The 21,830-nt window shown below is 62.2% G+C and carries 21 protein-coding genes; 8 read left to right on the top strand and 13 right to left on the bottom strand.

Features of this window, described 5'->3' with window-relative positions; translation table 11 throughout:
* Nucleotides 1–52: 52 nt before the first annotated feature.
* Nucleotides 53–1,039, bottom strand: coding sequence for an NADP-dependent oxidoreductase (locus ACEUCR_RS19010; protein WP_209434895.1), 987 nt, complete (start codon nt 1,037–1,039; stop codon nt 53–55).
* A 201-nt stretch (nt 1,040–1,240) separates the two neighbouring features.
* Here ACEUCR_RS19010 and ACEUCR_RS19015 point away from each other — a divergent pair, with 201 nt between their 5' ends.
* The 6 genes from ACEUCR_RS19015 to ACEUCR_RS19040 all read left to right on the top strand — a co-directional run bounded on the left by ACEUCR_RS19015 (nt 1,241) and on the right by ACEUCR_RS19040 (nt 5,663).
* Nucleotides 1,241–2,224: a LysR family transcriptional regulator gene (locus ACEUCR_RS19015; protein WP_408791854.1), complete on the top strand. Its 984-nt coding sequence runs from the start codon at nt 1,241–1,243 to the stop codon at nt 2,222–2,224.
* Between the two features lie 32 nt (nt 2,225–2,256).
* Nucleotides 2,257–2,781 carry a DUF4823 domain-containing protein gene (locus ACEUCR_RS19020; protein WP_408791856.1) on the top strand — a complete coding sequence of 175 codons (525 nt, stop codon included), beginning with the start codon at nt 2,257–2,259 and terminating at the stop codon, nt 2,779–2,781.
* Between the two features lie 172 nt (nt 2,782–2,953).
* Nucleotides 2,954–3,538 (top strand): hypothetical protein, encoded by a 585-nt coding sequence (locus tag ACEUCR_RS19025; protein WP_408791858.1) that lies wholly within the window; start codon nt 2,954–2,956, stop codon nt 3,536–3,538.
* Between the two features lie 151 nt (nt 3,539–3,689).
* Nucleotides 3,690–4,535, top strand: a complete 846-nt coding sequence (locus ACEUCR_RS19030; RefSeq protein WP_408791860.1) for an alpha/beta fold hydrolase — start codon at nt 3,690–3,692, stop codon at nt 4,533–4,535.
* Nucleotides 4,536–4,571: 36 nt separating this feature from the next.
* Nucleotides 4,572–5,003 carry a MerR family transcriptional regulator gene (locus tag ACEUCR_RS19035; RefSeq protein ID WP_408791862.1) on the top strand — a complete coding sequence of 144 codons (432 nt, stop codon included), beginning with the start codon at nt 4,572–4,574 and terminating at the stop codon, nt 5,001–5,003.
* A 54-nt stretch (nt 5,004–5,057) separates the two neighbouring features.
* Nucleotides 5,058–5,663, top strand: coding sequence for an NAD(P)H-dependent oxidoreductase (locus tag ACEUCR_RS19040; protein WP_408791864.1), 606 nt, complete (start codon nt 5,058–5,060; stop codon nt 5,661–5,663).
* A gap of 46 nt (nt 5,664–5,709) precedes the next feature.
* On the opposite strand, the gene putP is transcribed toward ACEUCR_RS19040, so the two are convergent.
* From putP to ACEUCR_RS19085, 9 genes are all read right to left on the bottom strand, one after another.
* Entirely contained in the window at nt 5,710–7,206 is a 1,497-nt protein-coding gene (gene putP, locus ACEUCR_RS19045) for a sodium/proline symporter PutP (protein WP_111873237.1), read from the bottom strand.
* A 276-nt stretch (nt 7,207–7,482) separates the two neighbouring features.
* The gene (locus ACEUCR_RS19050) at nt 7,483–8,403 is read right to left on the bottom strand and encodes a L,D-transpeptidase family protein (RefSeq protein WP_408791867.1); all 921 of its coding nucleotides are present in this window, start codon (nt 8,401–8,403) and stop codon (nt 7,483–7,485) included.
* A 116-nt stretch (nt 8,404–8,519) separates the two neighbouring features.
* On the bottom strand, nt 8,520–9,794 hold the full coding sequence (locus ACEUCR_RS19055) for a mechanosensitive ion channel family protein (protein WP_408791869.1): 1,275 nt from the start codon (nt 9,792–9,794) through the stop codon (nt 8,520–8,522).
* Nucleotides 9,795–9,919: 125 nt separating this feature from the next.
* On the bottom strand, nt 9,920–11,119 hold the full coding sequence (locus ACEUCR_RS19060) for an acetate kinase (RefSeq protein WP_408791871.1): 1,200 nt from the start codon (nt 11,117–11,119) through the stop codon (nt 9,920–9,922).
* Nucleotides 11,120–11,259: 140 nt separating this feature from the next.
* Entirely contained in the window at nt 11,260–11,727 is a 468-nt protein-coding gene (locus tag ACEUCR_RS19065) for a YhcH/YjgK/YiaL family protein (protein WP_041996025.1), read from the bottom strand.
* Nucleotides 11,728–12,022: 295 nt separating this feature from the next.
* The gene (locus ACEUCR_RS19070; RefSeq protein ID WP_041996028.1) at nt 12,023–13,132 is read right to left on the bottom strand and encodes a 1-acyl-sn-glycerol-3-phosphate acyltransferase; all 1,110 of its coding nucleotides are present in this window, start codon (nt 13,130–13,132) and stop codon (nt 12,023–12,025) included.
* A 221-nt stretch (nt 13,133–13,353) separates the two neighbouring features.
* A complete protein-coding gene (locus ACEUCR_RS19075; RefSeq protein WP_041996031.1) occupies nt 13,354–14,052 on the bottom strand; it encodes an aspartate/glutamate racemase family protein in 699 nt (232 codons plus the stop codon).
* An 87-nt stretch (nt 14,053–14,139) separates the two neighbouring features.
* The gene (locus tag ACEUCR_RS19080) at nt 14,140–14,730 is read right to left on the bottom strand and encodes a LysE family translocator (RefSeq protein ID WP_041996034.1); all 591 of its coding nucleotides are present in this window, start codon (nt 14,728–14,730) and stop codon (nt 14,140–14,142) included.
* Between the two features lie 118 nt (nt 14,731–14,848).
* Nucleotides 14,849–15,445 (bottom strand): LysE family translocator, encoded by a 597-nt coding sequence (locus ACEUCR_RS19085; RefSeq protein ID WP_041996036.1) that lies wholly within the window; start codon nt 15,443–15,445, stop codon nt 14,849–14,851.
* 116 nt (nt 15,446–15,561) lie between these two features.
* Here ACEUCR_RS19085 and ACEUCR_RS19090 point away from each other — a divergent pair, with 116 nt between their 5' ends.
* A complete protein-coding gene (locus ACEUCR_RS19090; protein ID WP_408761021.1) occupies nt 15,562–16,938 on the top strand; it encodes an aminotransferase-like domain-containing protein in 1,377 nt (458 codons plus the stop codon).
* Between the two features lie 64 nt (nt 16,939–17,002).
* Here the strand turns inward: ACEUCR_RS19090 and ACEUCR_RS19095 are convergent, their stop codons facing one another.
* The 3 genes from ACEUCR_RS19095 to ACEUCR_RS19105 form a co-directional block, all read right to left on the bottom strand.
* Nucleotides 17,003–18,316, bottom strand: a complete 1,314-nt coding sequence (locus ACEUCR_RS19095) for a sodium-dependent transporter (protein ID WP_111873232.1) — start codon at nt 18,314–18,316, stop codon at nt 17,003–17,005.
* Nucleotides 18,317–18,661: 345 nt separating this feature from the next.
* Nucleotides 18,662–19,975: a sodium-dependent transporter gene (locus ACEUCR_RS19100; protein ID WP_408748248.1), complete on the bottom strand. Its 1,314-nt coding sequence runs from the start codon at nt 19,973–19,975 to the stop codon at nt 18,662–18,664.
* Nucleotides 19,976–20,197: 222 nt separating this feature from the next.
* On the bottom strand, nt 20,198–21,037 hold the full coding sequence (locus ACEUCR_RS19105) for an isopenicillin N synthase family dioxygenase (protein WP_111873230.1): 840 nt from the start codon (nt 21,035–21,037) through the stop codon (nt 20,198–20,200).
* Nucleotides 21,038–21,249: 212 nt separating this feature from the next.
* Between ACEUCR_RS19105 and ACEUCR_RS19110 the strand changes: the two genes are divergently transcribed.
* Nucleotides 21,250–21,819 (top strand): DUF2799 domain-containing protein, encoded by a 570-nt coding sequence (locus ACEUCR_RS19110; RefSeq protein WP_408791873.1) that lies wholly within the window; start codon nt 21,250–21,252, stop codon nt 21,817–21,819.
* The last annotated feature ends 11 nt before the right edge of the window (nt 21,820–21,830 follow it).

Below are 21,830 nucleotides of genomic sequence, written 5' to 3' on the forward strand. Positions count from 1 at the left end.
CCTCAATAGCAGGCTTGCCTAGCAAAGTGGGAGTCCTCTGTCAGTGATTTAGTTAAATCATTTCAATGACGATCTTGCCCACGGCAAGTTGCGCTTCGCTGCGCGCTAAGGCATCGCTGGCTTGTGCAAGGGTGTAGACGCGGTCGAGTCGTACCTTTACTTGGCCTTGGTCAATCATGTTGGCAATGATGGCCAAGTCGTCGGCGTTGGGTTGCACCCACATACGTTTAAACGTGACTTGATTGGCGTCCCACTCTTCGGCTGCCACGTCGTCCAGCGTAGACACCACGGTTCCACCAGGGCGCACGACATTGAGAGCGCGTTTTACCAGGTCGCCACCGCTGCTGATGACAAAGACCAGATCCGGCTGGTTGACCCTGTCTTCAAAACGTGTGGTCTTGTAGTCGATAAATTCATCGGCACCCAAGCCAGTGACATAGGCTTGGTTTTTACCCGATGCGCTCGCAACAACATGCGCCCCCAAGGCTTTTGCCATTTGCACTGCGAAGCCGCCGACGCCTCCTGCTGCGCCCACTATCAGAACGGTTTGACCTGCCTGCAAGCCCCCCTCTGTTACCAAGCCTTGCCACGCGGTTGTGGCCGCCAGCGGCACTCCTGCGCTTTCTGTCATGTTGATGGTGTTGGGTTTGGCCACCACCAGGTTTGCATCGACGGCCAGGTATTGGGCATAGGTGCCTTGCTGGGCGATGGGGGCAAACACAAACACCTCGTCGCCTAATTCATGGTGTGTCACATCGGCGCCTTTGGCGACCACTGTGCCTGCGGCATCCCAGCCCAGAATCAACGGCAGAGTGTGGACCTTGGTGTCGGCGATCAAGCCGTTGCGGATATGAAAATCCACTGGGTTCACGCCCGCAGCGGCGATTCTAATCAGCACCTGGTCAGCGGCGGGTGTGGGGATGGGGCGAGTGCCAATCATCAACGGACTTTGCTCACCGTAACTTTCAATGTAAGCGGCCTGCATGGTGCTGTTAATGATTGGGGTTGTGGTTTGACTGGCGTTAACTGCTTGGTTCATGGTGCGTGCTCCGTTGTTTTTAGCTTGTGCTGTTTGGTCACTTGGTTGAATTCGTGGTTCTGTGGTCAACGGAGTGCAGTTTGTGCGGTTTGATTCATGCGGTCTAATTGATGATTAATATATGATGCATTGAATTTAGTGATGTATTGATTGAAAGATGTCTTGTTCAACAGGGATGTATCGTGCAAAAGGAGAGGCTCCATGAGTAAAGCGGACTTGAATCTGGTGGTGATCTTCGACGCCATCATGCAAGAGCAGTCCGTCACCGCAGCCGCCCAGCGCCTGGCCATGACCCAACCTGCGGTGTCCAATGCGCTTACCCGTATGCGCCATACATGGCAGGATCCACTGTTCGTCAAGGCAGGGCGCGGGCTGAAGCCTACGCCGTTTGCCGTGGGGCTGTGGCAGCAAATCGCGGCGCCGTTAAGTGATATTCGCCATGCCGTTGCCCCTCCCGATTTTGACCCGGCCAGCAGTGAGCAAACTTTTCGTATTGCCTTGACCAACGGATTGACCAGTCTGTATTGGGGGCCGTTGCGTCAGCACATCGAAGCCCATGCCCCAGGCATCAATATTCATGCGGTCCCGTATGTAGGACAGATGACGCAGCAGCTTGAAGACGCCGAAGCCGACTTGGTCTTGGGTAGCTCGGATGCAGGGTCTGAACATGTGCAAATGCAGGTGTTGTTCGAAAACCCATTCGTGGTGGCCATGGCACCAAACCATGTACTGGCCAAAGGCATACTGACCTTGGAAGACTTTATTGCGGCTGATCAGTTATTGGTTTCCCTGTCGGGGCAGGCACAAGGCATTGTCGATACATGTCTGGCCAAGCAAGGCCTGAGACGACGACTAGCCATGACGTTGAACAGCTTTGCGGGTGCCATCGAGCTGGTACGCACGACGTCGCTCATTACCGTGCTGCCTTATCCCATCGTGGCCGACAGTGTGGCCCGTGGCGATATCGTCACGCGCAAATTGCCACTACAGGTGCCTGCATCCACCATATATATGGCGTGGCATCGACGAGACGATCGCAATGCCAGCCTGTGCTGGTTGAAAAATGTCATTGCCGATCTCACCACGCAATTGATCGCGAGCAGGTTGTTGCCTGGAAAAACTGTGGCACCCACCATCTCGAGAGCAGATGTCCCTCACAAGCTGGATGCCCTCTGTCAGTCCTGATTTTGGGTGAATGTTAACCATAGGAAATAAAAATGAATAAGCGAATATTCTTGTTACCTGTCGTCCTCTCAGCAATGGTTGGCTGTGCTGATTCTCATTCATTGAATGTGACCAAGGTGGATAGTAATGTTCAGCTGTTCCCTAGCAATGCAGTATATATTGCATTATCGCAAGATGGTCAGTATGGAAATCATTATTATGCAGGCTCTGGGAAAATGGTTAGTGAAACCATCAAAGGTGAACTTGTCACAACCCTTAATAATGTTGTCATTGCTAAAGAACCCGAAGACTACAACACTGCGTTGAACTTAGCGTCTTCACGCAAATTTGATTACTTGGTGTACCCAACAGTTTTGCACTGGGAGGACCGAGCAACAGAATGGTCAGCAAAGGCTGACAAGGTAAAAGTAAAAATAGTTGTTGTGGACGTAAAATCTGGCTCTGTAGTTAAGTCAGGTATTATCGAAGGGAAGAGTGGTTTAGCTACTTTTGGTGGGGATAAGCCGCAAGATTTACTGCCTGAACCAACGAAAGAGTTCCTGTCTAGCATGCTTTAACCGCACAAAAATCTGGGACACCCACCATCTCTATAGCAAGCTTGCCTAGCAAGGTGGCTGTCCCCTATCACTATGGAGTGATGCAGAGGGCTCCATTATTGGATTAGTACCGCCTTCCATCTAGTCACTGTTGTGCGCTTAGCCGTCCAAATTACTTGGTTAGAAATCATTAGTGAAAAAAGAAATATTGGAAGCATTAGAGTGCTCAATGGAAAGAATTGACAACCCTTACCCCATAAACAAGGAAGCTGATTTTCAGTCTGTATTATTTGGTGAGCTTTATAAAGCTTTGCCAGAGGCAATAGTCCGCTTTGAGCACATTTTGCAACATGATTATCAATCGTATTGTTTACGAGGTCGTTCGACTGCAAATCGTAAAAGCAGGGTTGACTTGCATATCCAAACCCCATCAAAGGTAATTGTTATAGAGTTGAAGTATTTCAAAGGTGCAAGCAAGGAGGATTGTACAGACATGCTTGCTGATCTAGCAAAGGTTGAACGGATTGTTGAGTCAGGTGAGGCAGATGAAGGGTTCTGCATCCAATTAGTCAAAGAAGGTGTTATAGTTCGCTTGCCTAAAGGACCAGTTGAAGCAAAACCATATAAAAAAGAGGTTGGTCGCTGGGATTATAACTTTGAAATTAAAGAGCAGTATGAAATCATCCCTAAATTACATGCTAATGGTCGTTCTTTAATTGTGCATCATGTCCAACGAATATGCACACAACAACGCTTTAAGACGGATTCGCAACGCTAGGCAGTTTCAGTTTGATTTGGCTTTTGTGCTTACGGTGCCAAAAAATCAGGGATACCCACGGCAGTCAATCTGGGACACCCATCATTCTGAGGGGCGCAGGGCACTTGCCATCTATTTTTCCGCTTCCATGACACGCCGAGGGGGCGTTGATATGCAGTCACAGACTCACACTTTTCTCATCAATGGCAGCCCAATGCCCTGCCTGCAGGTCGGTTCCGGCGAGCCGCTGCTGCTGATCCACGGCGCGCTGGCCAACCATACCCTCTGGCTCGAGCATATCGAGCCGCTCTCACACCATTACTGCGTCTATGCCCCCACCCTGCGCCACTTTGGCGAGGCGGGCAAAGAGGGGCCCTTCGGCCTTGATACCCACGCAGGCGATCTGCTGGCGCTCCTGGCACAGCTGGCCGTCGGGCCTGTCCATCTGGTCGGCTGGTCTTATGGCGCGGATGTGGCCCTGACCGCTGCCTTGCAGGCACCGGAGTGCGTCCAGAGCCTCTATCTGGTGGAGCCGGGCTGCCCGGGGGCGTTGGATGAGCAGGGTCTTGCCGCCTTTATGGCCGATGCTGGCGCCATGTTTGGCCCCGTGTTTGGTCAGGTTGGGGCAGGGTTGCTGCAAGAAGCCGTGGCAACCCTGATCGATGGCTCAGGTGGCCGCCCGGGCTACTTTGCAGCGCAACCCCTCAAGTGGCAGCAGGCCCAGCTGGCGGAGGCAGGCAGCCTGCCCAAGCAGATGAGCCAGAGCGAGCGGCCGGATTGGTCGCCAGCGCGTCTTGCCACACTCAAGCTGCCCACCTGCATCGTGCAGGGGGCGGATACCAGGCCACTGTTTGCACTGGCAAGCGAGGCCCTGGGCCGGGCCATTCCCGCCTGCGAGCGCCTGCTGGTGCCACATGCTGGCCACCTCTACCCCATAGAGCAGCCTGCGCTGTTTGTGCAGCATCTGCGGCGCTGGCTCCCCCATGGGGATTCTCTCCCCCCTGCCACTGCCCTATAGTGAGGCTCCTTTCACATCATCTTTGCGAGCGGCAGCATGTATATCGGCGAATTTGCCCGGCTGGCGGGCACCACCCCCAAGGCCATCCGTCTCTACGAGCAGCTCGGGCTGCTGCCCGAGCCCAGGCGGCGCGGCAAGTATCGCGTCTACCGGGCCGAGGATCTGGAATGGGTCGCCTTTATCCGCGAGGCCCAGCAGCTCGGTTGCAAATTGAGCGAGCTGGTCCCCTTGCTGGCTGGCCTCACCCGTCTCGCCGAGTTTCCCTGGCAGGCGGTGGAGCAACTGGTGGCGGGCAAGCTGGCGCAGATAGAGACAGAGATGGCCAGGCTGCAAGGGCAGCACCAGGTCTTGAGCCAGTGCGCCGCCCTGCTGGCACAACATCCCTGCCGCTATGGCGCCCCCGTCCAGCGCGAGCCTGAAGCCCGGGTCCAGCAGGAGAGTGCAGAGCGGGCGCACAAGGTGGCTTGACTCTGTCCCATGGGACAAGGGGTGTAATGGCGGCTCACTTCAAGGAGCCATACCATGACCCCCAACCTGCTCATCATCAACGGCAACCCCAAACCCGACAGCCTCTGCCATGCCCTGGCCCGCGAATATGCCCGCAGCGCCGAGGCCAGCGGCGCCCGGGTCACCCTGCTCCATATCGGCGAGCTGGCCTTCGAGCCGGACCTGCGCCATGGCTATGATCAGATGCCGCCGCTCGAGGCGGATCTGCTGGCATTGCAGCAGCGCCTGACGGCGGCCCAGCATCTGGTGATCGTCTCCCCCGTCTGGTGGGGCAGCCTGCCCGCCCGGCTCAAGGGATTGCTGGACAGAACCCTGCTGCCCGGGTTTGCCTTTCGCTACCAGGCGGGCAAGGCGCACCCTGAGCAGCTGCTCGCCGGCAAGACGGCGCGCCTGCTGCTCACCATGGACAGCCCGCCCTGGTACTACCGCTGGTGGCTGGGGGATCCCATAGGTCGCACCCTTGGCAAACCCGTGCTGGGCTTGTGTGGCATCAGGCTCAGCCATCAGCAGCACCTGGGGCCGGTCCACACCGCCAGCGAGAAGAGGCGCACGGGCTGGCTGGCCAGGGCCTGCGCCGCGGCCCGCGACGATGTGCGCAGGCTGGCGCGCCAGCGCAGATAAAAAAGAAGCCCCGCGATGCGGGGCTTCTTGTATCAGGCGAGGATGCTTAGGCAGCCGTCACGGGAGCGCGATACTCCTGCTCGGCCTCGGCGAAACGCTGGCTCATGGCGCGGGAAGGCGCCTTGTCCAGCAGGCTGAACACCAGGATGGCGATGCTGGCGAACACGAAGCCCGGGATGATTTCATACAGGCCCAGCCAGCCGAACTGTTTCCAGACGATGACGGTGACGGCACCGACCAGCATGCCGGCCAGGGCGCCGTTGCGGGTCATGCGCGGCCAGAGCACGGAGAAGATGACCAGGGGGCCGAAGGCGGCACCGAAGCCGGCCCAGGCGTAGCTCACCAGACCCAGTACCCGGTTGTCCGGATCCCGTGCCACCAGGATGGCCACGACGGCGATCAGCAGCACCATGGCGCGGCCGACCCAGACCAGTTCGGTCTGGCTGGCGTTCTTGCGCAGGAAGGGCTTGTAGAGATCCTCCGTGATGGCGCTGGAGCAGACCAGCAGCTGGCAGCTCAAGGTACTCATGACCGCGGCCAGGATGGCGGAGAGCAGGATACCGGCTATCCAGGGGTTGAACAGGATCTTGGAGAGCTCGATGAAGACCCGCTCCGGGTTGGCACTCACTCCGGCTGCCTGCTCGGGGAAGCTGGCGAAGTAGGAGAGGCCGAAGAAGCCGACACCGACGGCGCCGCCAAGGCAAAGCACCATCCAGGTCATGCTGATGCGACGGGCGTTGACCATGGTCTGGTGGGATCCGGCCGCCATGAAGCGGGCCAGGATATGGGGCTGGCCGAAGTAGCCCAGGCCCCAGGCCATCAGGGAGACGATGGCGATCACGTCCAGGTTCTTGAACATGTCCAGATGGCTGGCGTTGTTGGCCGCAATCTCCACCATGGCGCTGTCGACGCCGCCGACGGCGATGATGACGAACACCGGGGTCAGGATCAGGGCGAAGATCATCAGGGTCGCCTGCACCGTATCGGTCCAGCTCACCGCGAGGAAGCCGCCGAAGAAGGTGTAGGTGATGGTGGCGGCGGCGCCGATCCAGAGGGCGGTGTCATAGTCGATGCCGAAGGTGCTCTCGAACAGGCGGGCACCGGCCACCACGCCGGAGGCGCAGTAGATGGTGAAGAACAGCAGGATCACCAGGGCGGAGAGGATGCGCAGCACCCGGCTCTTGTCCTCGAAGCGGTAGGTGAAGTAGTCCGGCAGGGTCAGGGCGTTGTTGTTGCGCTCGGTGTGGATCCGCAGACGACCGGCCACCAGACGCCAGTTGAAGTAGGCGCCTATGATGAGGCCGATGGCGATCCAGCCTTCGGAGATGCCGCCGAGGTAGACGGCGCCCGGCAGGCCCATCAGCAGCCAGCCACTCATGTCGGAGGCCCCGGCGGAGAGGGCGGTGACCCAGCTCCCCATGCGGCGACCGCCGAGGATGTAGTCATCGAAGTTCTTGGTGGCGCGATAGGCGATGAAACCGATCAGCACCATGCCCAATATGTACACCAAGAAGGTGATTAACATAGGCGTGCTAGCTGTCATGCAATACTCCCTTATGTGACTCAGGGGCCCGTTCTATGGACGGACCCTCCTTAAAAAAACGCCCTAGCTTAATCAGCCGATCCCCTCTTCTCAACTGTTTTTAACAAATAAAAAACAGCTGGAAAACGTTTTTCCTCTAATTAACTGACCAATCAGGGGTTTAAAAACCAGATATTGTGCTGCGACTCACAGCAAAAAGCCCCTGCCGTGGCAGGGGCCGGGGGGATGCCGGCCCATGGCAGCCGGATCCCCTGAAGGGCGAAGTCCCCCTTCGCCTTACAGATTGATGGCCAGAGGCATGCCGGTGCGCTGCTCCAGCGCCTGCTTGACCCGCTGGGAGTCGCTGTCGGCGTGGGCCAGGAAACGGGTGATGGTCTGGGTCATGGGCAGCGGGGCCGGCACCTTGGATGCCATCTCCTCCTCGGTGCGCGACAGGGGCTGGTGCACCTCCAGGTAACGGCGGCCGTCAGGCTCGGCGCTGGCCTTGATGGGCTGGTTGACGAACTGGACCCGGGTGCCGACCGGTACCTTGTTGAACAGGTACTCGATGTCGTCGTTACGCAGGCGCACGCAGCCGTGGCTCACCCGCAGGCCGATGCCGAAGTTGGCATTGGTGCCATGGATGGCGTAGAGGTTGCCGATATAGAGCGCAAACAGCCCCATGGGGTTGTCCGGCCCGGCCGGCCAGACCGCGGGCAGGGTCTCGCCGCGCGCCGCGTACTCCTTGTGCACCTTGGCGGTGGGGGTCCAGGTCGGGTTGGCCTTCTTGCGCTGTATGCTGGTGACCCAGTCTTCCGGGGTGTCGGTGCCGAGCTGACCTATGCCGATGGGCAGCACTTCCACCACCTGCTGGCCCTTGGGGTAGTAATAGAGGCGCATCTCGGCCACGTTGATGACGATGCCCTCCCGGGGGGCATCCGGCAGGATCAGCTGATGGGGAATGGTCAGGGTGCTGCCGGGGCGCGGCAGGAAGGGATCCACCCCAGGGTTGGCTTCCATCAGGTTGGTGAGACCGAGCTGATACCGGGCGGCGATATCTTCCAGGGTCCCCTTGCCCTCTGGCACCTGATATTGGATGTTTTCACCGATGAGGCGGCTGTTGGCCGCCGGCAGCGGGTATTCCAGGGCCCAGCTCGGCGCACTGGTGACGATGAGGCCAAGCAGCAGGCTGGCCAGGGAGAAACGAAGGCTGTTCATAAATGTCCTGTGATGATGACTGAACCCCGGCGGGCACGGGCCGCGCCGACCGCCTTAAACGGCCCGCTATTCTTCTTCGCGGCGACTAAAAATTCAACTGGCAAATCCACGGCGCCTCAGGCGCGCTGGCTCAGACGCTCGCGCACCGGCAGGGACCCCTGCAACGCGCGCAGATCGTAACCGGTCGGCGTCTGGTGCAACCGCAGGAAGAAGGCGCCAATCACCGCAAACAGGTGATCGAAGATGTCGGCCTGGATCCCCTCGTACTCGGCCCAGGCCGTGGTCGAGGTAAAGCAGTAGATCTCCAGCGGGATGCCGTCGGAAGTGGGCGCCAACTGCCGCACCATCAGCGTCATGTCCTGGCGGATGGCGGGGTGGGCCTTCAGATAGGCTTGCAGGTAGGCGCGGAAGGTGCCGAGGTTGGTGAGGTGGCGACCATTGATGGGGCACGCCAGCTCCTCCCCCAGGGGCTGGTTGTGGCGGGAGAGCTCCTGCTCCTTCTCGCTCAGATAGGGGGCCAGCAACCTGGCCTGGGCCAGCTGCTGCAACTCGTCGCGCTCGAGGAAGCGCACGCTGGTCATGTCGATGTTGACGCAGCGCTTGATGCGGCGCCCCCCCGCCTCCGTCATCCCCTGCCAGTTCTTGAAGGAGTCCGAAATGAGGGCATAGGTGGGAATGGTGGTGATGGTCTTGTCCCAGTTGGAGACCTTTACCGTGGTGAGGCCGATGTCGATCACCTCGCCATCGGCGCCGTACTTGTCCATCTGCAACCAGTCGCCGACGTTGAGCATGCTGTTGGCAGAGAGCTGGATCCCGGCCACCAGACCCAGGATGGGATCCTTGAACACCAGCATCAGCACCGCCGTCATGGCCCCCAGGCCGCTGAACAGTATCAGGGGGGACTTGCCCATCAGCAGGGCCAGCATCACTATGCCGACCAGTATGCTGCCCATCAGCTTGACCCCCTGGAAGATGCCCCGCAGGGGCAGCGTCCTGCCCACAGGGGCGCGGCGGCTGATGAAGAGCACGCAATCGAGGATGGAGAAGCCCCCCAGCAGCAGGAACAGCAGGATCCAGAGCTGGGCCACCGTCTCGATCAGGTGCAGACTCTCGACATAGCCCAGCAGCCAGATCTCGGCCTGGGCCAGCAGCACAGCCCCCTGCAGGGCGAAGGCGAAACGGTTGAACATCTTCTGCTGCAACTGGGGCGGCAGCCAGACCTGCAACCAGCGCCCCAGCTGCCGGGTCAGGGCCACCAGCACATAGCGATGCAGCACCAGATGCAGCACCAGAGAGGTGAGCAGGATGAAACCGATGGCAATGACCAGCATCATCATGCTGGTCAATTCGATGCCCTGCCCCGTCAACCAGGCGAAAAATGCCTCTCTCATGCCGTTAGCTCCTCTCATCAAACGAGTCGGTCAGACTACGGATCTGCCGTCATATGTCAAACCCGCCCGGCCCTCAGACGACAGCGCCGGCCCATGGCCGGCGCTGTGCATCAGGCTGGGGCGCCTCAGCCAACCAGGACCAGGGCGTCGCGGGCGATCACCAGCTCTTCGTTGGTGGGCATCACCAGGGCCAGGCGGCTGCCCTCGGCCGTGATGGGTCCCTCGCCACCGAGCACGGCGGCATTGTTGGCCTCCTTGTCGACCTTGAAGCCAAACAGGGCCAGCCGTGCCAGCACCATCTCCCGCACCATGGCGGCGTTCTCGCCGATGCCGCCGGTGAACACCAGGGCATCCAGGCGGCCATCCAGGGCTGCGGCGTAAGCACCCACATACTTGGCAACCCGGTAGGTGAATAGATCAAGCGCCCGTTTGGCGCCTGCGTCGCTGGCGTAGTTGGACGTGACATAGCGGCAATCGCTGCTCGCTTCTGTCAGCCCCAGCAGGCCGGATTCTCGGGTCAGCACATGGTTTATCTCATCCACGCTGAACCCCAGCTGATCGTGCATGAAAAAGACCACGGCAGGATCCATATCCCCGGAGCGGGTGCCCATGGCCAGCCCTTCCAGCGGGGTCAGCCCCATGGAGGTGTCGACGGACTCGCCGTTCTTGATGGCGCAGACGGAGGCGCCATTGCCCAGGTGGCAGTTGATGATGTTGAGTTCATTGAGCGGCTTGCCCAGCGCCTTGGCGCTCTCTTCGGCGATGAAGCGATGGGAGGTGCCGTGGGCGCCATAGCGACGGATGCCGTGCTCCTTGTAGAGGGGATAGGGCAGCGCGTAGAGATAGGCCTCCTCGGGCAGGGTCTGGTGGAAGGCGGTATCGAACACGGCCACGTTCTTGTCGGCTAGGGCCGGGAACACCTTCAAGGCGGCGCGAATGCCGATGAGGTGGGCCGGGTTGTGCAGGGGGGCGAACGGAATGGCGGCCTCGATGCCGGCGATCACCGTCTCATCGATGCGCACCGAGCGGGAGAACTGCTCGCCACCGTGCACGATGCGATGGCCGATGGCCACCAGCTGCTCGGCCAGGGCGGGATCCTGGGGCAGGATCTGGCCCACGATGTGGTCCAGGGCGGCCTGGTGAGCGGCGCCTGCTCCCAGCATGGCCTCCCCCTTGACCCCGTGGAGTTTCCATTTGATACGGGCATCATCCAGATTGAAGCATTCGGCCAGGCCGGACAGCATGTCCTCACCCGTTGTGGCATCCATGACGGCAAATTTCAGGGAAGAGCTACCGCAGTTAAGGATCAGTACCAGCTTGCTCATGTTCTACATCTTCCTGTGGGCCGGCGTCACGCCGGACAGTATGGTGTCATCCGCAAGGGATGGGATTTCCCCTGCCGGGGGCGTATGGCCGCCTGTGGCGACCAAGTCTTTGATTCCTGTGCCGGGATGCCGGGGCGCCCCTAGGGCAGCAGCAGATCCCTGTGTACCTTGACCACCAGTTTTCTGACGGCGCCAGGCTCGCCCGGGGTGCAGAGCGGGCGGTGCAGCTCGCCGGGCCAGAAGATGGCGAAATCCCCCGGCTGCAACGCCAGGTAGCTGGTCTGTTCATGGTCGACGAACCAGAGATCCGGATAGGGGTGACTCGCCCCTTCCTGCCGATATTGATGGGGGCCCACCCCGATCCACTCCCGGCCGCGCAGCAGCAGCTGGATGTCGAGATACTGCTCATGGAACTCGCCGCGGCGATCGCGGGCGGGTTCCGTCATCTCTTCGCTCACCAGGGTGAACAGGCGCAGGCCATCGACGTTCGCCTTGCCAAGGGGCGCGGCCAGCCAGTGGTCGACGCTTATCACCACCTCTTTCATGATGCGCGCCAGCGGGGCGGGCAAGGGGGTACGATCCAGGGTCTCGAGATTGCCGGTGATCATGGCCGTCACTCCTTATTGCTGCATCTGGTCAGCATCTTTTTCCACAAACGAAAAAGGACCGCAAAGGGTCCTTGTCATGACTGCCTGCACTCCTTGCAAGCAGTTTGCTCACGGCCTGCAACACGGGCCGGGCCCACACTGTTACACACTCTGCGGGCCCTTGCCAAGGCATGGGCGGTCAGGCGATGAGGAAACGTACCATCTGAAACAATATTATTCACCAGAGGGGCCCGTCGCACTTTGACCGGGCGCAAAAACGGGAGCCTGAGCTCCCGTTTTTTCATCTCGCCTTGAATCAGCGCACCTTGCCGGCGTTCTCCACCGGCTTGGCGTACATGGCACGCCAGATGGCCTTGTGCTCCTCGGGCACCTCGGACTGGCGGGTCAGAAACGCCGCCTGCTCCAGGGTGCTGGCCCGATCGGGGACGTCCGCCGCCAGATAGTTGCCGGGGAAGAGGCGATAGTTGCCCCAGACCGCCTTGTCGATGAGGGCCGCCAGCTGATCGGGATCCTCGAAGCCGTCGCGGATGGGGGCGCCGAAGGCCACATGAACCCGCCCCTTCTGGCCGACGATACCGGCCACTATGCTCTCGATATCCTCGAACTCGCCCTTCTCGTAGCTGCCGTTGACCGACTTCTCGTAGAGCTCGCGCGCCTTGGCCTTGTCGGTGGGATCCAGCTCGTAGCTGATGCTCACCGGCACTATGTTGAGGCTGCGCATGTAGTCGGCGAACGGGATCTTCTGCTTCTTGCCGTCCACGTAGAACATCTTGAGGATGGCCGGATCCGTCTTGTCGTCGCCGTCCTTGGCCCGCCCTTCCCGCTGGGCGATCCAGATGGAGTGCCCCTCGTGCACCGACTGGCCAATGTAGGCTGACAGCTCGCCGAGGGCCTTCATCATCTCCCGCGGCCCCTTGGCGGAGCGCTTGACGATGAAGCTCTTGTTGAGCTTCATCAGCTCGGTGGCGCAGGGCTTGCGCAGCAGGTTGTCGCCGATGGCGATGCGCACCGTCTCGAAGCCGTGGGTATGCAGTCCCCAGTTGACGAAGGCGGGATCCATGGCGATGTCCCTGTGGTTGGAGACAAACAGGTAGCCCTGGCCCTGCTGGAGATGCTCGATGCCGGAGAAGGTCACCCCCTTGGTGGAGGTGGCAATCATGCGGGACATGTAGCGGGTCACCCCCATCTGCACCTGATGCACAGTGGTCACATGGCGCCATTTTCTACGCAGGAAGTAACGGATCAGCGGGCGCAGCGCCCAGCCGAACCCGCTCATCAGGGCGCCGAAACGATACTTGGCGATGGCGCCGATAAACTCGTCGTCCTGGATGAGGCGCTCGATGGCGGCGGGAACTTCATCGTCGTGATAGGGGCGAATGTCTGCGAATCTGTCTACTTCTGTCACCGGGTCTGCCTTGCTTGAGAGAGAGGCTGGCCGACGGGTCGGCCAAAATTCAGGGCGCAATTTTACACGCTTTTATCCCGAGGACTATGCCACAACGGTCGATATGAGATCTGACCAGCATCAAGAGAGCAGGGATGAGGCGAAAAAGAGGCCCAATCGATAACGGCGCCCCGGGGCGGATCGATCGGGGCAACCGATCCGCCCCTGACAGACAGGACACCTCACTCCCGGGCCAGAGACCAGGCCACCGCCGCCTCGGCGTGGATGGCGGTGGTGTCATAGAGGGGCACGGCGGCCCGGGCGTCCCCCAGCAGCAGCGCAATCTCGGTGCAGCCGAGGATCACGGCTTGCGCCCCCGCCGCGGCCAGCTCGGCGATGATGGCCAGGTACTCGGCCCGGGACGATTCGCGGATCTGCCCGAGACAGAGCTCGTCATAGATGATGCGATGCACCCGCTCCCGCTGCGCCTCCCCTGGTACCAGCACCTCCAGCCCGAACTGCGTCTCCAGGCGCCCCTTGTAGAAATCCTGCTCCATGGTGAAGCGGGTGCCGAGCAAGCCCACCCGGGCCACCCCGTCGGCTTGCAGGCGACGGGCGGTAGCATCGGCGATGTGGATGAGGGGAATGTCGATGGCGGCGGCGATCTCGGGGGCCACCTTGTGCATGGTGTTGGTGGCGATCAGCAGGCACTGGGCGCCACCGGCTTGCAGCCTGCGCGCCTCATTGGCCAGCAGGCGGGCGGTAGCGGGCCAGTCACCGGCGTGTTGCAGCCGCTCTATCTCGGCAAAATCCACGCTATTGAGCAGCACCCGCGCCGAGTGCAGGCCGCCAAGCTCTGCCCGCACGCCCCGGTTGAGGGCCTGATAGTAGCTGACGGTGGACTCCCAGCTCATGCCCCCCAGCAGACCGATACATTTCATAACTGCTCCTTCTCATTGCGGGCACTGAGCCCCTCGGACAAAAAAGGCCCCGCAGGGCCAACAAGACAGACGGCAAGGTGCAGGCACCTAAATCCAGATCATCAGCACGCAGGCGGCGGTGGCCAGCCCCATGGTTCGGTTGAAACGACGCCAGCCCCTGGCGGTGCGGATGAGGCGGCGCACCTGGGCGCCGAACAGCACCCAAAAGGCCCCCGTGTAGAGGCCGGTCACGAAGAAGATGCCCAGTACCCAGATGGCGGAGGGCCAATAGCCCTCCCCCGCCAGGGTGAAGCCGCTGATGGCGGAGAGCGCCATCATCCACGCCTTGGGGTTGAGCAGCTGCAACATGGCCCCCTGATGGGCCGGAATGAGCGGCCGGTTGCCCTCGGCCGGACCGCTGGCGTTGGCCACCTTCCAGGCCAGCCAAAGCAGGTAGGCCGAGCCCGCCAGCTTGAGGCCGTCGTGCAGCAGGGGCACCTGCTCGAACATGACCCCGAGCCCCAGCGCCGTGGCCAGGATCATCAGGTTGATCCCCCCCACCACCCCCACCAGCAGGGGCAGGGAGCGGCGAAAGCCCTGGGCGGCCCCGGCGCTGGTGAGCAGCATGTTGTTGGGGCCCGGCGTGCCGCAGGTGATGAGGGCAAAGCCCGCCAGGGGAAGCAACCAGTTCAGATCCATCTCAACCTCTTGGTGATACAGGGCGCCAACGATGCGGCAAGCCTCCTAATATGCAGAGCCTGTGCCGTGACGACAAGGTCAGCAATGCATTTTCTTTGCATGAATAATCAGGCAGTCATTAATACCAGAGCATCACCACGCACAGGGCGGTGAGCGCCCCCAGGCTGCCATTGAGGCGGCGCCAGCCTCGGTCCGAGTTGATCCAGCGACTGAGCTGATGGCCGAACAAGACCCAGGCGAAGCAGACCGGGAACCCCGCCATGGGGAAGACGGCCATGATGCCCCCCATGCTCGGCCAGTAGTCGCTGCCCGGCAGGCTGAACAGGCTGATGGCGGAGATCCCCATCATCCAGGCCTTGGGATTGAGGAACTGGAAGCCCAGCCCTTCCAGCAAGGTCAGCGGACGCGAGCGTCGCTCCGGATCGCCAGGGGCACCGGCCACGGCGATGCGCCAGGCCAGCCAGAGCAGGTAGAGACTGCCCAGCACCTGCAGGCTCAGCTTGAGCAGGGGCCAGCGCTCGAACATGGGATAAAAGCCCAGCGCCAGCACCAGCTGCAGCACAGGCTGGCCCACCGCCACCCCGATCAGGTGGGGCAGGGTGCGACGCACCCCGAAGTTGGCGCCGGAAGCCGTCAGCATGAGATTGTTGGGGCCCGGGGTGCCGCAGGTGAGCAGGGCGAAACCAAACAGGGTGGCATACCATTCTATCGTCATCTTGTGACTCCTTCCTTGTCACATTGTATCGATACAATGTGCCATTCTTGATTGTCGTTGTGGGAGATTTCACGCTATATTGGCCACAACTTTGGATCAATGGATTTATTGTCACCATGACAATCTGGACCCCGGACCTCACCCCCTTCGATGGCCCCCTCTACCTCAAGCTGGTCAAGGCCATCGAGCAGGCCATCGACGACGGCGCCCTGCCTCCCCTCACCCGGCTGCCGACCATGCGGGCGCTGGCAGACAGGCTGGGGGTCACCGTCGGCACCATCACCCGCGCCTATGGCGAGGCGGAGCGGCGCGGCCTGCTGGCCGCCAAGGTGGGTCACGGCACCTGGGTCAAGGGGGCTGGCACGGATCCCGCCAACGAGTGGGTGATCCGCAAGGAAGAGGGGCACCGCATCGAGTTGTGGCAGAACCTGCCGGTGCAGCTGGACAGGGCCGCCATCATTCGCCCCATGCTGACCGAGGTGGCGGACGGCGACCTCAATGCCCTGCTCGGTTATGACAAGGAGGCGGGCCAGCCCGGCCAGCGCCAGCTGTTCATCGACTGGCTGGCCGAGCAGGGGGTGGCAGGGAGCGAGGATCGCCTGCTGTTCAGCCATGGCGCCCAGCACGGCATCATGCTCTCCCTGATGGCGACCGGCTGTGTGGGGGAGACGATCTTGTGCGAGGGGCTCAGCTATCCCGGCATGCTGGGCAATGCCCGCCAGCTGAAGAATCAGGTGGTGGGGCTGGCGATGGACGAGGAGGGGCTGATCCCCGATGCCCTGGAGGCGGCCTGCCGCACCCGCCGCGCCAAGCTGCTCTACCTCACCCCCACGTTGCAAAACCCCACCACGGCCACCATGAGCCAGGGCAGGCGCGAGGCCGTCGTCGCCATCGCCCGCCGCCACGATCTGCTGATCATCGAAGATGACGTCAACGGCCTGCTGCCCAGCACCCCGGTGGCCCCCCTGGTGAACCTGGCGCCGGAGCGGGTCATCTACCTCGGCAGCCTGGCCAAGATCGCCTGCGGCGGCCTGCGGGTCGGCTTCGTACTGGCGCCCCCTCCCCTGCGCAACGCCTTCGCCCAGGCGATGCGCCTGTCGAGCTGGATGGTGAGCCCGCTGCTGATCGAGCTGGCCTGCAAGCTGGTGAGCCAGCACCAGATCATGCCATTGGTGGAGCAGCAGCGGCGGATCCTGACCCGGCGCGGCGAGCTGCTGCGCCACCTGCTGCCCGGGGCCCGCTGGCAGGAAGGCTCCATGCATGCCTGGCTGCCGCTGCCCGAGCCCTGGCGCAGCCAGGAGTTTGCCGAGGCCGCCAACGCCCAGGGGGTGGGGGTGGCGAGCGGGGAACACTTCGCCGCCGGCCAGTTCGCCGCGCCGCAAGGGGTACGGCTGAGCCTGAGCCAACCCGCCACCGACGCCCGCGTTGCCGAGGGGCTGGAGCGGCTGGCGGGGTTGCTGCGCGGATCCCTTCCCACCAATCCCCTGCTGTAACGGCCGCGGGTCGATGAAAAAAGGGTTGGCCATGGGCCAACCCTTTTTCGTCCTGTCCGGCCTGTCAGCCGATACCCCGCAGCAAGATGCTGGCGATGAGCAGCGGCGCCACCAGCCGCCAGCACCAGAGCAGGGCAAAACGGGCCAGGGGCGGCGCCCCTTCCGGCAGCATCTTGTCCCCCAGTCGCCAGCCCAGCAGCAGGGTCAGCACCAGGCCGAACAGCGGCATCATCAGGTTGGAGGTGAGATAGTCGAGCAGCTCGAACAGGGTCTTGCCAAACAGGGTCGCCTCGGACCAGATCCCGAAGGAGAGGCTGACCGGCACCCCGGTCGCCATGATGAGCAGGGTCAGCACCCGGCAGGCACCACGGCGCGACCAGCCCCACTCCTCGCAGGCGAAGCGCACCAGATGCTCCAGCATGGAGATGGAGGAGGAGAGCGCTGCCACCACCAGCAGCAGGAAGAAGATCAGGGCCAGCCCCTGGCCGAAGGGGAGCTGGTTGAACACGGCGGGCATGGTCATGAAGGTGAGGCCGGGGCCCGCGCTCGGATCTATGCCGGTCGAGGCCAGGGCCGGGAAGATCATCAGCCCCGCCAGCACAGAGATCAGGCTCGCCAGCGTCACCACCCAGACCCCGGAGCGCAGCACACCCTGGCTGCTGGGCAGGTAGGCGCCATAGGTGGTGTGCACCCCAAGACCGATGGAGAGGGAGAAGAAGGCCAGCCCCAGGGCATCGAGCACGCTCTGGCCGCTCAGCTGGCTGAAGTCCGGCAGCAGCAGCTGGCGCACCCCGGCCATGGCCCCCGGCAGGGAGAGCCCCACCCCCACCAGCAGCAGCATCATGACGAACAGGGCGGGCATCATCCAGCGCAGCGCCCGCTCCACGCCCTTCTGGATCCCCCCCTGCACGAACCACCAGGTCAGGCCCGCGAACAGCAGATGGGTCAGGGCAGGCCACCAGGGGTCGCTCACATAGCCGGTGAAGAGGGCGGTCAGGGCATCCCCCTCACTCAGGTTGAGGCGCCCCATGGCGGCGAAGCCCACGTAGCCCAGGGTCCAGCCCCCCACCACGCTATAGAAGCTGTAGATGCAAAAGCCGCACAGAATGCCCATGTAGCCCATCCAGCGCCAATTCGGCCCCACCAGCTTCTTGAAGGCACCCAGCACCCCGCGCTGGCTCTGGCTGCCGAGCAGGGTCTCCCCCACCAGCACCGCCACCCCCAGGGTGAAGCTGAACAGCAGAAACAGCAGCAGGAAGGCGCCACCGCCATTGGTGGCGGTCACATACGGAAACTTCCAGATGGCACCGAGGCCGATCGCCGTGCCGGCGGCCGCCAGCACATGACCGAGACGTGAAGACCACTGCACCTGGCTCATACCAACTCCCTTGAGGACAACATGATTGACTCCATGATGGACACACAAAAAGGGCCGCCTCGCGGCGACCCTGCAACAAGATCCGGCTCGTCAGCCACCCAGAATAGCCTCGTATGGCCACACCAGGAACGACTGCATCGAGCCGGGCCCATGCCATGGCACGGGCCCGGAAAACGAGTGGGCGACAGCCTAAACCATGGCAAGGCAAGTTGACAGATCCTGTCGAACATTCTCGGCAAGATCAGTTGAAAAATCCCTGTTTCTCACTCATGGCAGGGGTTGATCGAGTCGGCACCATCACCTGTCGCCGTTTCTGCGGCCGGCAGCAAGTCCTCATCCAAGCCCTCAGACCAGGCCGCGGATCAGGATGCCGCCAATGAGCAGGGGCGCCAGCCAGCGCCATCCTCCCAGCAGCAGCGCCTGCCAGGGCTGACCCAGCCCTTTGGGCAGGATGGCGCGGCCCAGCCGCCACCCCAGCAGCAGGGTGAGGCCGAGACCGAACAGCGGCATCATCAGGTTGGAGGTGACAAAATCGAGCAGCTCGAAAATGTTCTTGCCAAACAGGGTCACCCCGGACCAGGGGCCGAACGAGAGGCTGACCGGTATGCCCCCCGCCATCACCAGGGCGATGATCAGGGTGCAGCTGCTGCGTCGCCGCCAGCCCCAGCTCTCGCTGACGAAGCATTGCAGGTGTTCGAGCAGGGAGATGGCCGACGAGAGCGCCGCCACCACCAGCAGGGCGAAGAAGAGGCTGGCCAGCCCCTGGCCGAAGGGAAGCTGCTGGAACACCGCCGGCATGGTCATGAAGGTGAGCCCGGGCCCGGCGGTGGGATCTATGCCGGTCGCCGCCAGCACGGGGAAGATCATCAGTCCCGCCAGCACGGCGATCAGGCTGGCCAGCAGCACCACCCAGAGGCTGGAACGCCCCACCCCTTCGCTGTCGGACAGGTAGGCGCCATAGGTGGTGTGGATGCCAAGACCGATGGAGAGGGAGAAGAAGGCCAGCCCCATGGCGTCGAGCACCCCTTCCATACCGAGCTTGTCAAAATCCGGCAGCAGGAAGTGACGCACCCCGGCCATGGCGCCGGGCAGGGTCAATCCTACGGCGGCGAGCAGCAGCATCATCACCAGCAGGCTCGGCATCATCCAGCGCAGGGTACGCTCCACCCCCTTCTGCACCCCGCCCTGCACGCAGCACCAGGCGAGGGCCGCGAACGCCAGGTGAGAGAGTAAAGGCCAGAAGGGATCCGCCACATAGTCGTTGAAGCGGGCGGTGAGGGCGGCGCCATCACCGCTGTTGAGGCTGCCGGACAGGGCCATGGCGGTGTAACCCAGGGTCCAGCCTCCCACCACGCTGTAGAAACAGAAGATGAGCAGGCTGCAGAGCAGGCCCATGGCGCCGAGCCAGCGCCAGCGCGGACCTGCCAGACTGGCCATGGCCCCCACCACCCCGCGGCGGCTCAGGCTGCCGAGCAGGGTCTCCCCCATCAGCACCGCCACCCCCAGGGTAAAACTGAACAGCAGGAACACCAGCAGGAAGGCTCCGCCGCCGTTGGCGGCCGTCACATAGGGAAACTTCCAGATGGCGCCGAGGCCGACTGCCGATCCCGCGGCGGCGAGAATATAGCCAAGCCGGGATGACCATTGGGACTGCTGCATATGAACTCCGGGGTCAGGGCCAGGGCCTGGGATGCCGCTGGCGAAAAGCGGCGGCCAGAGTAAGGGAGGGGCTGCGCAATCACAATGATGAAATCTGGCGTGAGCGCGGACAAATTAGCAGGAATCACCAAAATATCGCCACACTCACGACAATGATGCCAACAATGAAAAACCGGAGCAAAGATGCTCCGGTTTTGATGCAGGATGGGCAGGCCGACCGGCTCAGATCACGCCGAGCTCCCGCAGCCGCTCCATCAGGTAGCTGTGGGCGGTGTGACGCTCCGAGAGCACCACGTCCGGGCGCGGATGGAGGAACAGCGGCAAGGAGATGCGGGATTTGCTGGCGCTGCCGCCGGTCGGGTTGATGACTCTGTGGGTGGTGGAGGGGTAATAACCGGCGGACGCCTCCTGCAGCATGTCGCCGATGTTGATGATGAGGGTGCCAAAGTCGCAGGGCACATCCATCCACTCCCCGTCGGATCCCTTCACCTGCAGGCCCGGTTCGTTGGCGGCGGGCAGTATGGTCAGCAGGTTGATGTCCTCATGGGCGGCGGCGCGGATGGCGCCCGGCTCCTCGGTGCCATCGAACGGCGGGTAGTGCAGCACTCGCAACAGGGTCTTCTGGCTCTCTTCGATCATGGAGGAGAGCGGGCAGCTGTAGTTGGCGGCGATATCGCTCGGAGTGTACTGCTCGACCCAGCCCAGCAGCTCGGCGGCCAGGTTGTTGGCCAGCTGGTAGTACTCCATGGCCTGGGCCCTGAGCTCGTCCGGCATCTGACCCCAGGGGTAGAGGTGGAAATACTCCTTGATGTCCTTCTGGCTGTGGCCCTTGGCCACCTCGGACACCGAGGGCGGGAAGTAGCCGTCCTGGGTCTCCCGGTTGAACAGGAAATCCTGCTTGCGTTCGCTCATGAAGAAGCGATACCAGTTGTCGTAGATCCCCTGTACCAGCTCCTTGGGAATGGGGTGATGGGTCAGCACACCGAAGCCGGTGGTGCGCAGGGATTCGGTGAAGCGTTGGGCGGCATCGGGGGCCCGGTAGTCGACGGTCAGGACTTTCATGTGCGTTGTTGCATGGCTGTTAAAAAGTGGCCGCAAGTTTACTCTCATGCTGCCTGCAAGAGAAGCCTTGCCCGCCATCTCGTCTCCTTCCCCCCGCAGCTTGGCCGAGCCGGGGCAAAAGCAGCGGCTCCCCCTTGTTCCCGGGCCGGCCCACTCCTAGAATGCGCATCCCACAACACACCGCCGTCTGCGACACCGCAAGGAGTGCAACCATGATGACAACCACGGGATCACGAGCCGCTCTGCTCATCCTCTGCCTGCTGCTGGGGGCCTGCAGCAGCCTCTCCCGGGAGGAGTGCGCCGCCATGAGCTGGTACAACCTGGGCTTTGCCGATGGCGAACAGGGCAAGGCGCCGGATGCGGGCAAGGGGTACGCCGAGCGCTGCGGCGAACACGGGATCGCGGCGGATCTGGGAGAGTGGCAGCGAGGCTACCAGAAGGGACTTGAGCTCTACTGCATCCCGGAGCTCGCCTATCGCAAGGGACGCGACGGGGAGGAGTATCAGGGGGTCTGCCCCCATGACGAGACCTTCCTGCGCCAGTTCGAGCGCGGCCAGCGGGAGTATCAACTCGCCGCCCGCCTCGACGAGCTGGCCCAGGCCATCGGCCAGAACGAGCGGGAAATACGCCGGCTCGAGCAGCTGATCCGCACCGAGGGCGACAGCGCCAGGCGCGACGGCTATCGCTATCAGAGGGAGCGTGCCCTGCGCCGCGACGCGGCCCTGCGCCAGGAGTACAACCGCCTGCGCCATCCCCCCAGGGTGATCGAGTTCAAGCTGTAACAAGACGAAAA

The organism is Aeromonas bivalvium, from assembly GCF_046078285.1.
Lineage (GTDB): Bacteria > Pseudomonadota > Gammaproteobacteria > Enterobacterales > Aeromonadaceae > Aeromonas > Aeromonas bivalvium.

Coding starts and splice junctions, on each gene's coding strand:
- ACEUCR_RS19010 (WP_209434895.1), bottom strand. CDS start 1,039: ATGAACCAAGCAGTTAACGCCAGTCAAACCACAACCCCAATCATTAAC.
- ACEUCR_RS19015 (WP_408791854.1), top strand. CDS start 1,241: ATGAGTAAAGCGGACTTGAATCTGGTGGTGATCTTCGACGCCATCATG.
- ACEUCR_RS19020 (WP_408791856.1), top strand. CDS start 2,257: ATGAATAAGCGAATATTCTTGTTACCTGTCGTCCTCTCAGCAATGGTT.
- ACEUCR_RS19030 (WP_408791860.1), top strand. CDS start 3,690: ATGCAGTCACAGACTCACACTTTTCTCATCAATGGCAGCCCAATGCCC.
- ACEUCR_RS19035 (WP_408791862.1), top strand. CDS start 4,572: ATGTATATCGGCGAATTTGCCCGGCTGGCGGGCACCACCCCCAAGGCC.
- ACEUCR_RS19040 (WP_408791864.1), top strand. CDS start 5,058: ATGACCCCCAACCTGCTCATCATCAACGGCAACCCCAAACCCGACAGC.
- putP (WP_111873237.1), bottom strand. CDS start 7,206: ATGACAGCTAGCACGCCTATGTTAATCACCTTCTTGGTGTACATATTG.
- ACEUCR_RS19050 (WP_408791867.1), bottom strand. CDS start 8,403: ATGAACAGCCTTCGTTTCTCCCTGGCCAGCCTGCTGCTTGGCCTCATC.
- ACEUCR_RS19055 (WP_408791869.1), bottom strand. CDS start 9,794: ATGAGAGAGGCATTTTTCGCCTGGTTGACGGGGCAGGGCATCGAATTG.
- ACEUCR_RS19060 (WP_408791871.1), bottom strand. CDS start 11,119: ATGAGCAAGCTGGTACTGATCCTTAACTGCGGTAGCTCTTCCCTGAAA.
- ACEUCR_RS19065 (WP_041996025.1), bottom strand. CDS start 11,727: ATGATCACCGGCAATCTCGAGACCCTGGATCGTACCCCCTTGCCCGCC.
- ACEUCR_RS19075 (WP_041996031.1), bottom strand. CDS start 14,052: ATGAAATGTATCGGTCTGCTGGGGGGCATGAGCTGGGAGTCCACCGTC.
- ACEUCR_RS19080 (WP_041996034.1), bottom strand. CDS start 14,730: ATGGATCTGAACTGGTTGCTTCCCCTGGCGGGCTTTGCCCTCATCACC.
- ACEUCR_RS19085 (WP_041996036.1), bottom strand. CDS start 15,445: ATGACGATAGAATGGTATGCCACCCTGTTTGGTTTCGCCCTGCTCACC.
- ACEUCR_RS19090 (WP_408761021.1), top strand. CDS start 15,562: ATGACAATCTGGACCCCGGACCTCACCCCCTTCGATGGCCCCCTCTAC.
- ACEUCR_RS19095 (WP_111873232.1), bottom strand. CDS start 18,316: ATGAGCCAGGTGCAGTGGTCTTCACGTCTCGGTCATGTGCTGGCGGCC.
- ACEUCR_RS19100 (WP_408748248.1), bottom strand. CDS start 19,975: ATGCAGCAGTCCCAATGGTCATCCCGGCTTGGCTATATTCTCGCCGCC.
- ACEUCR_RS19105 (WP_111873230.1), bottom strand. CDS start 21,037: ATGAAAGTCCTGACCGTCGACTACCGGGCCCCCGATGCCGCCCAACGC.
- ACEUCR_RS19110 (WP_408791873.1), top strand. CDS start 21,250: ATGATGACAACCACGGGATCACGAGCCGCTCTGCTCATCCTCTGCCTG.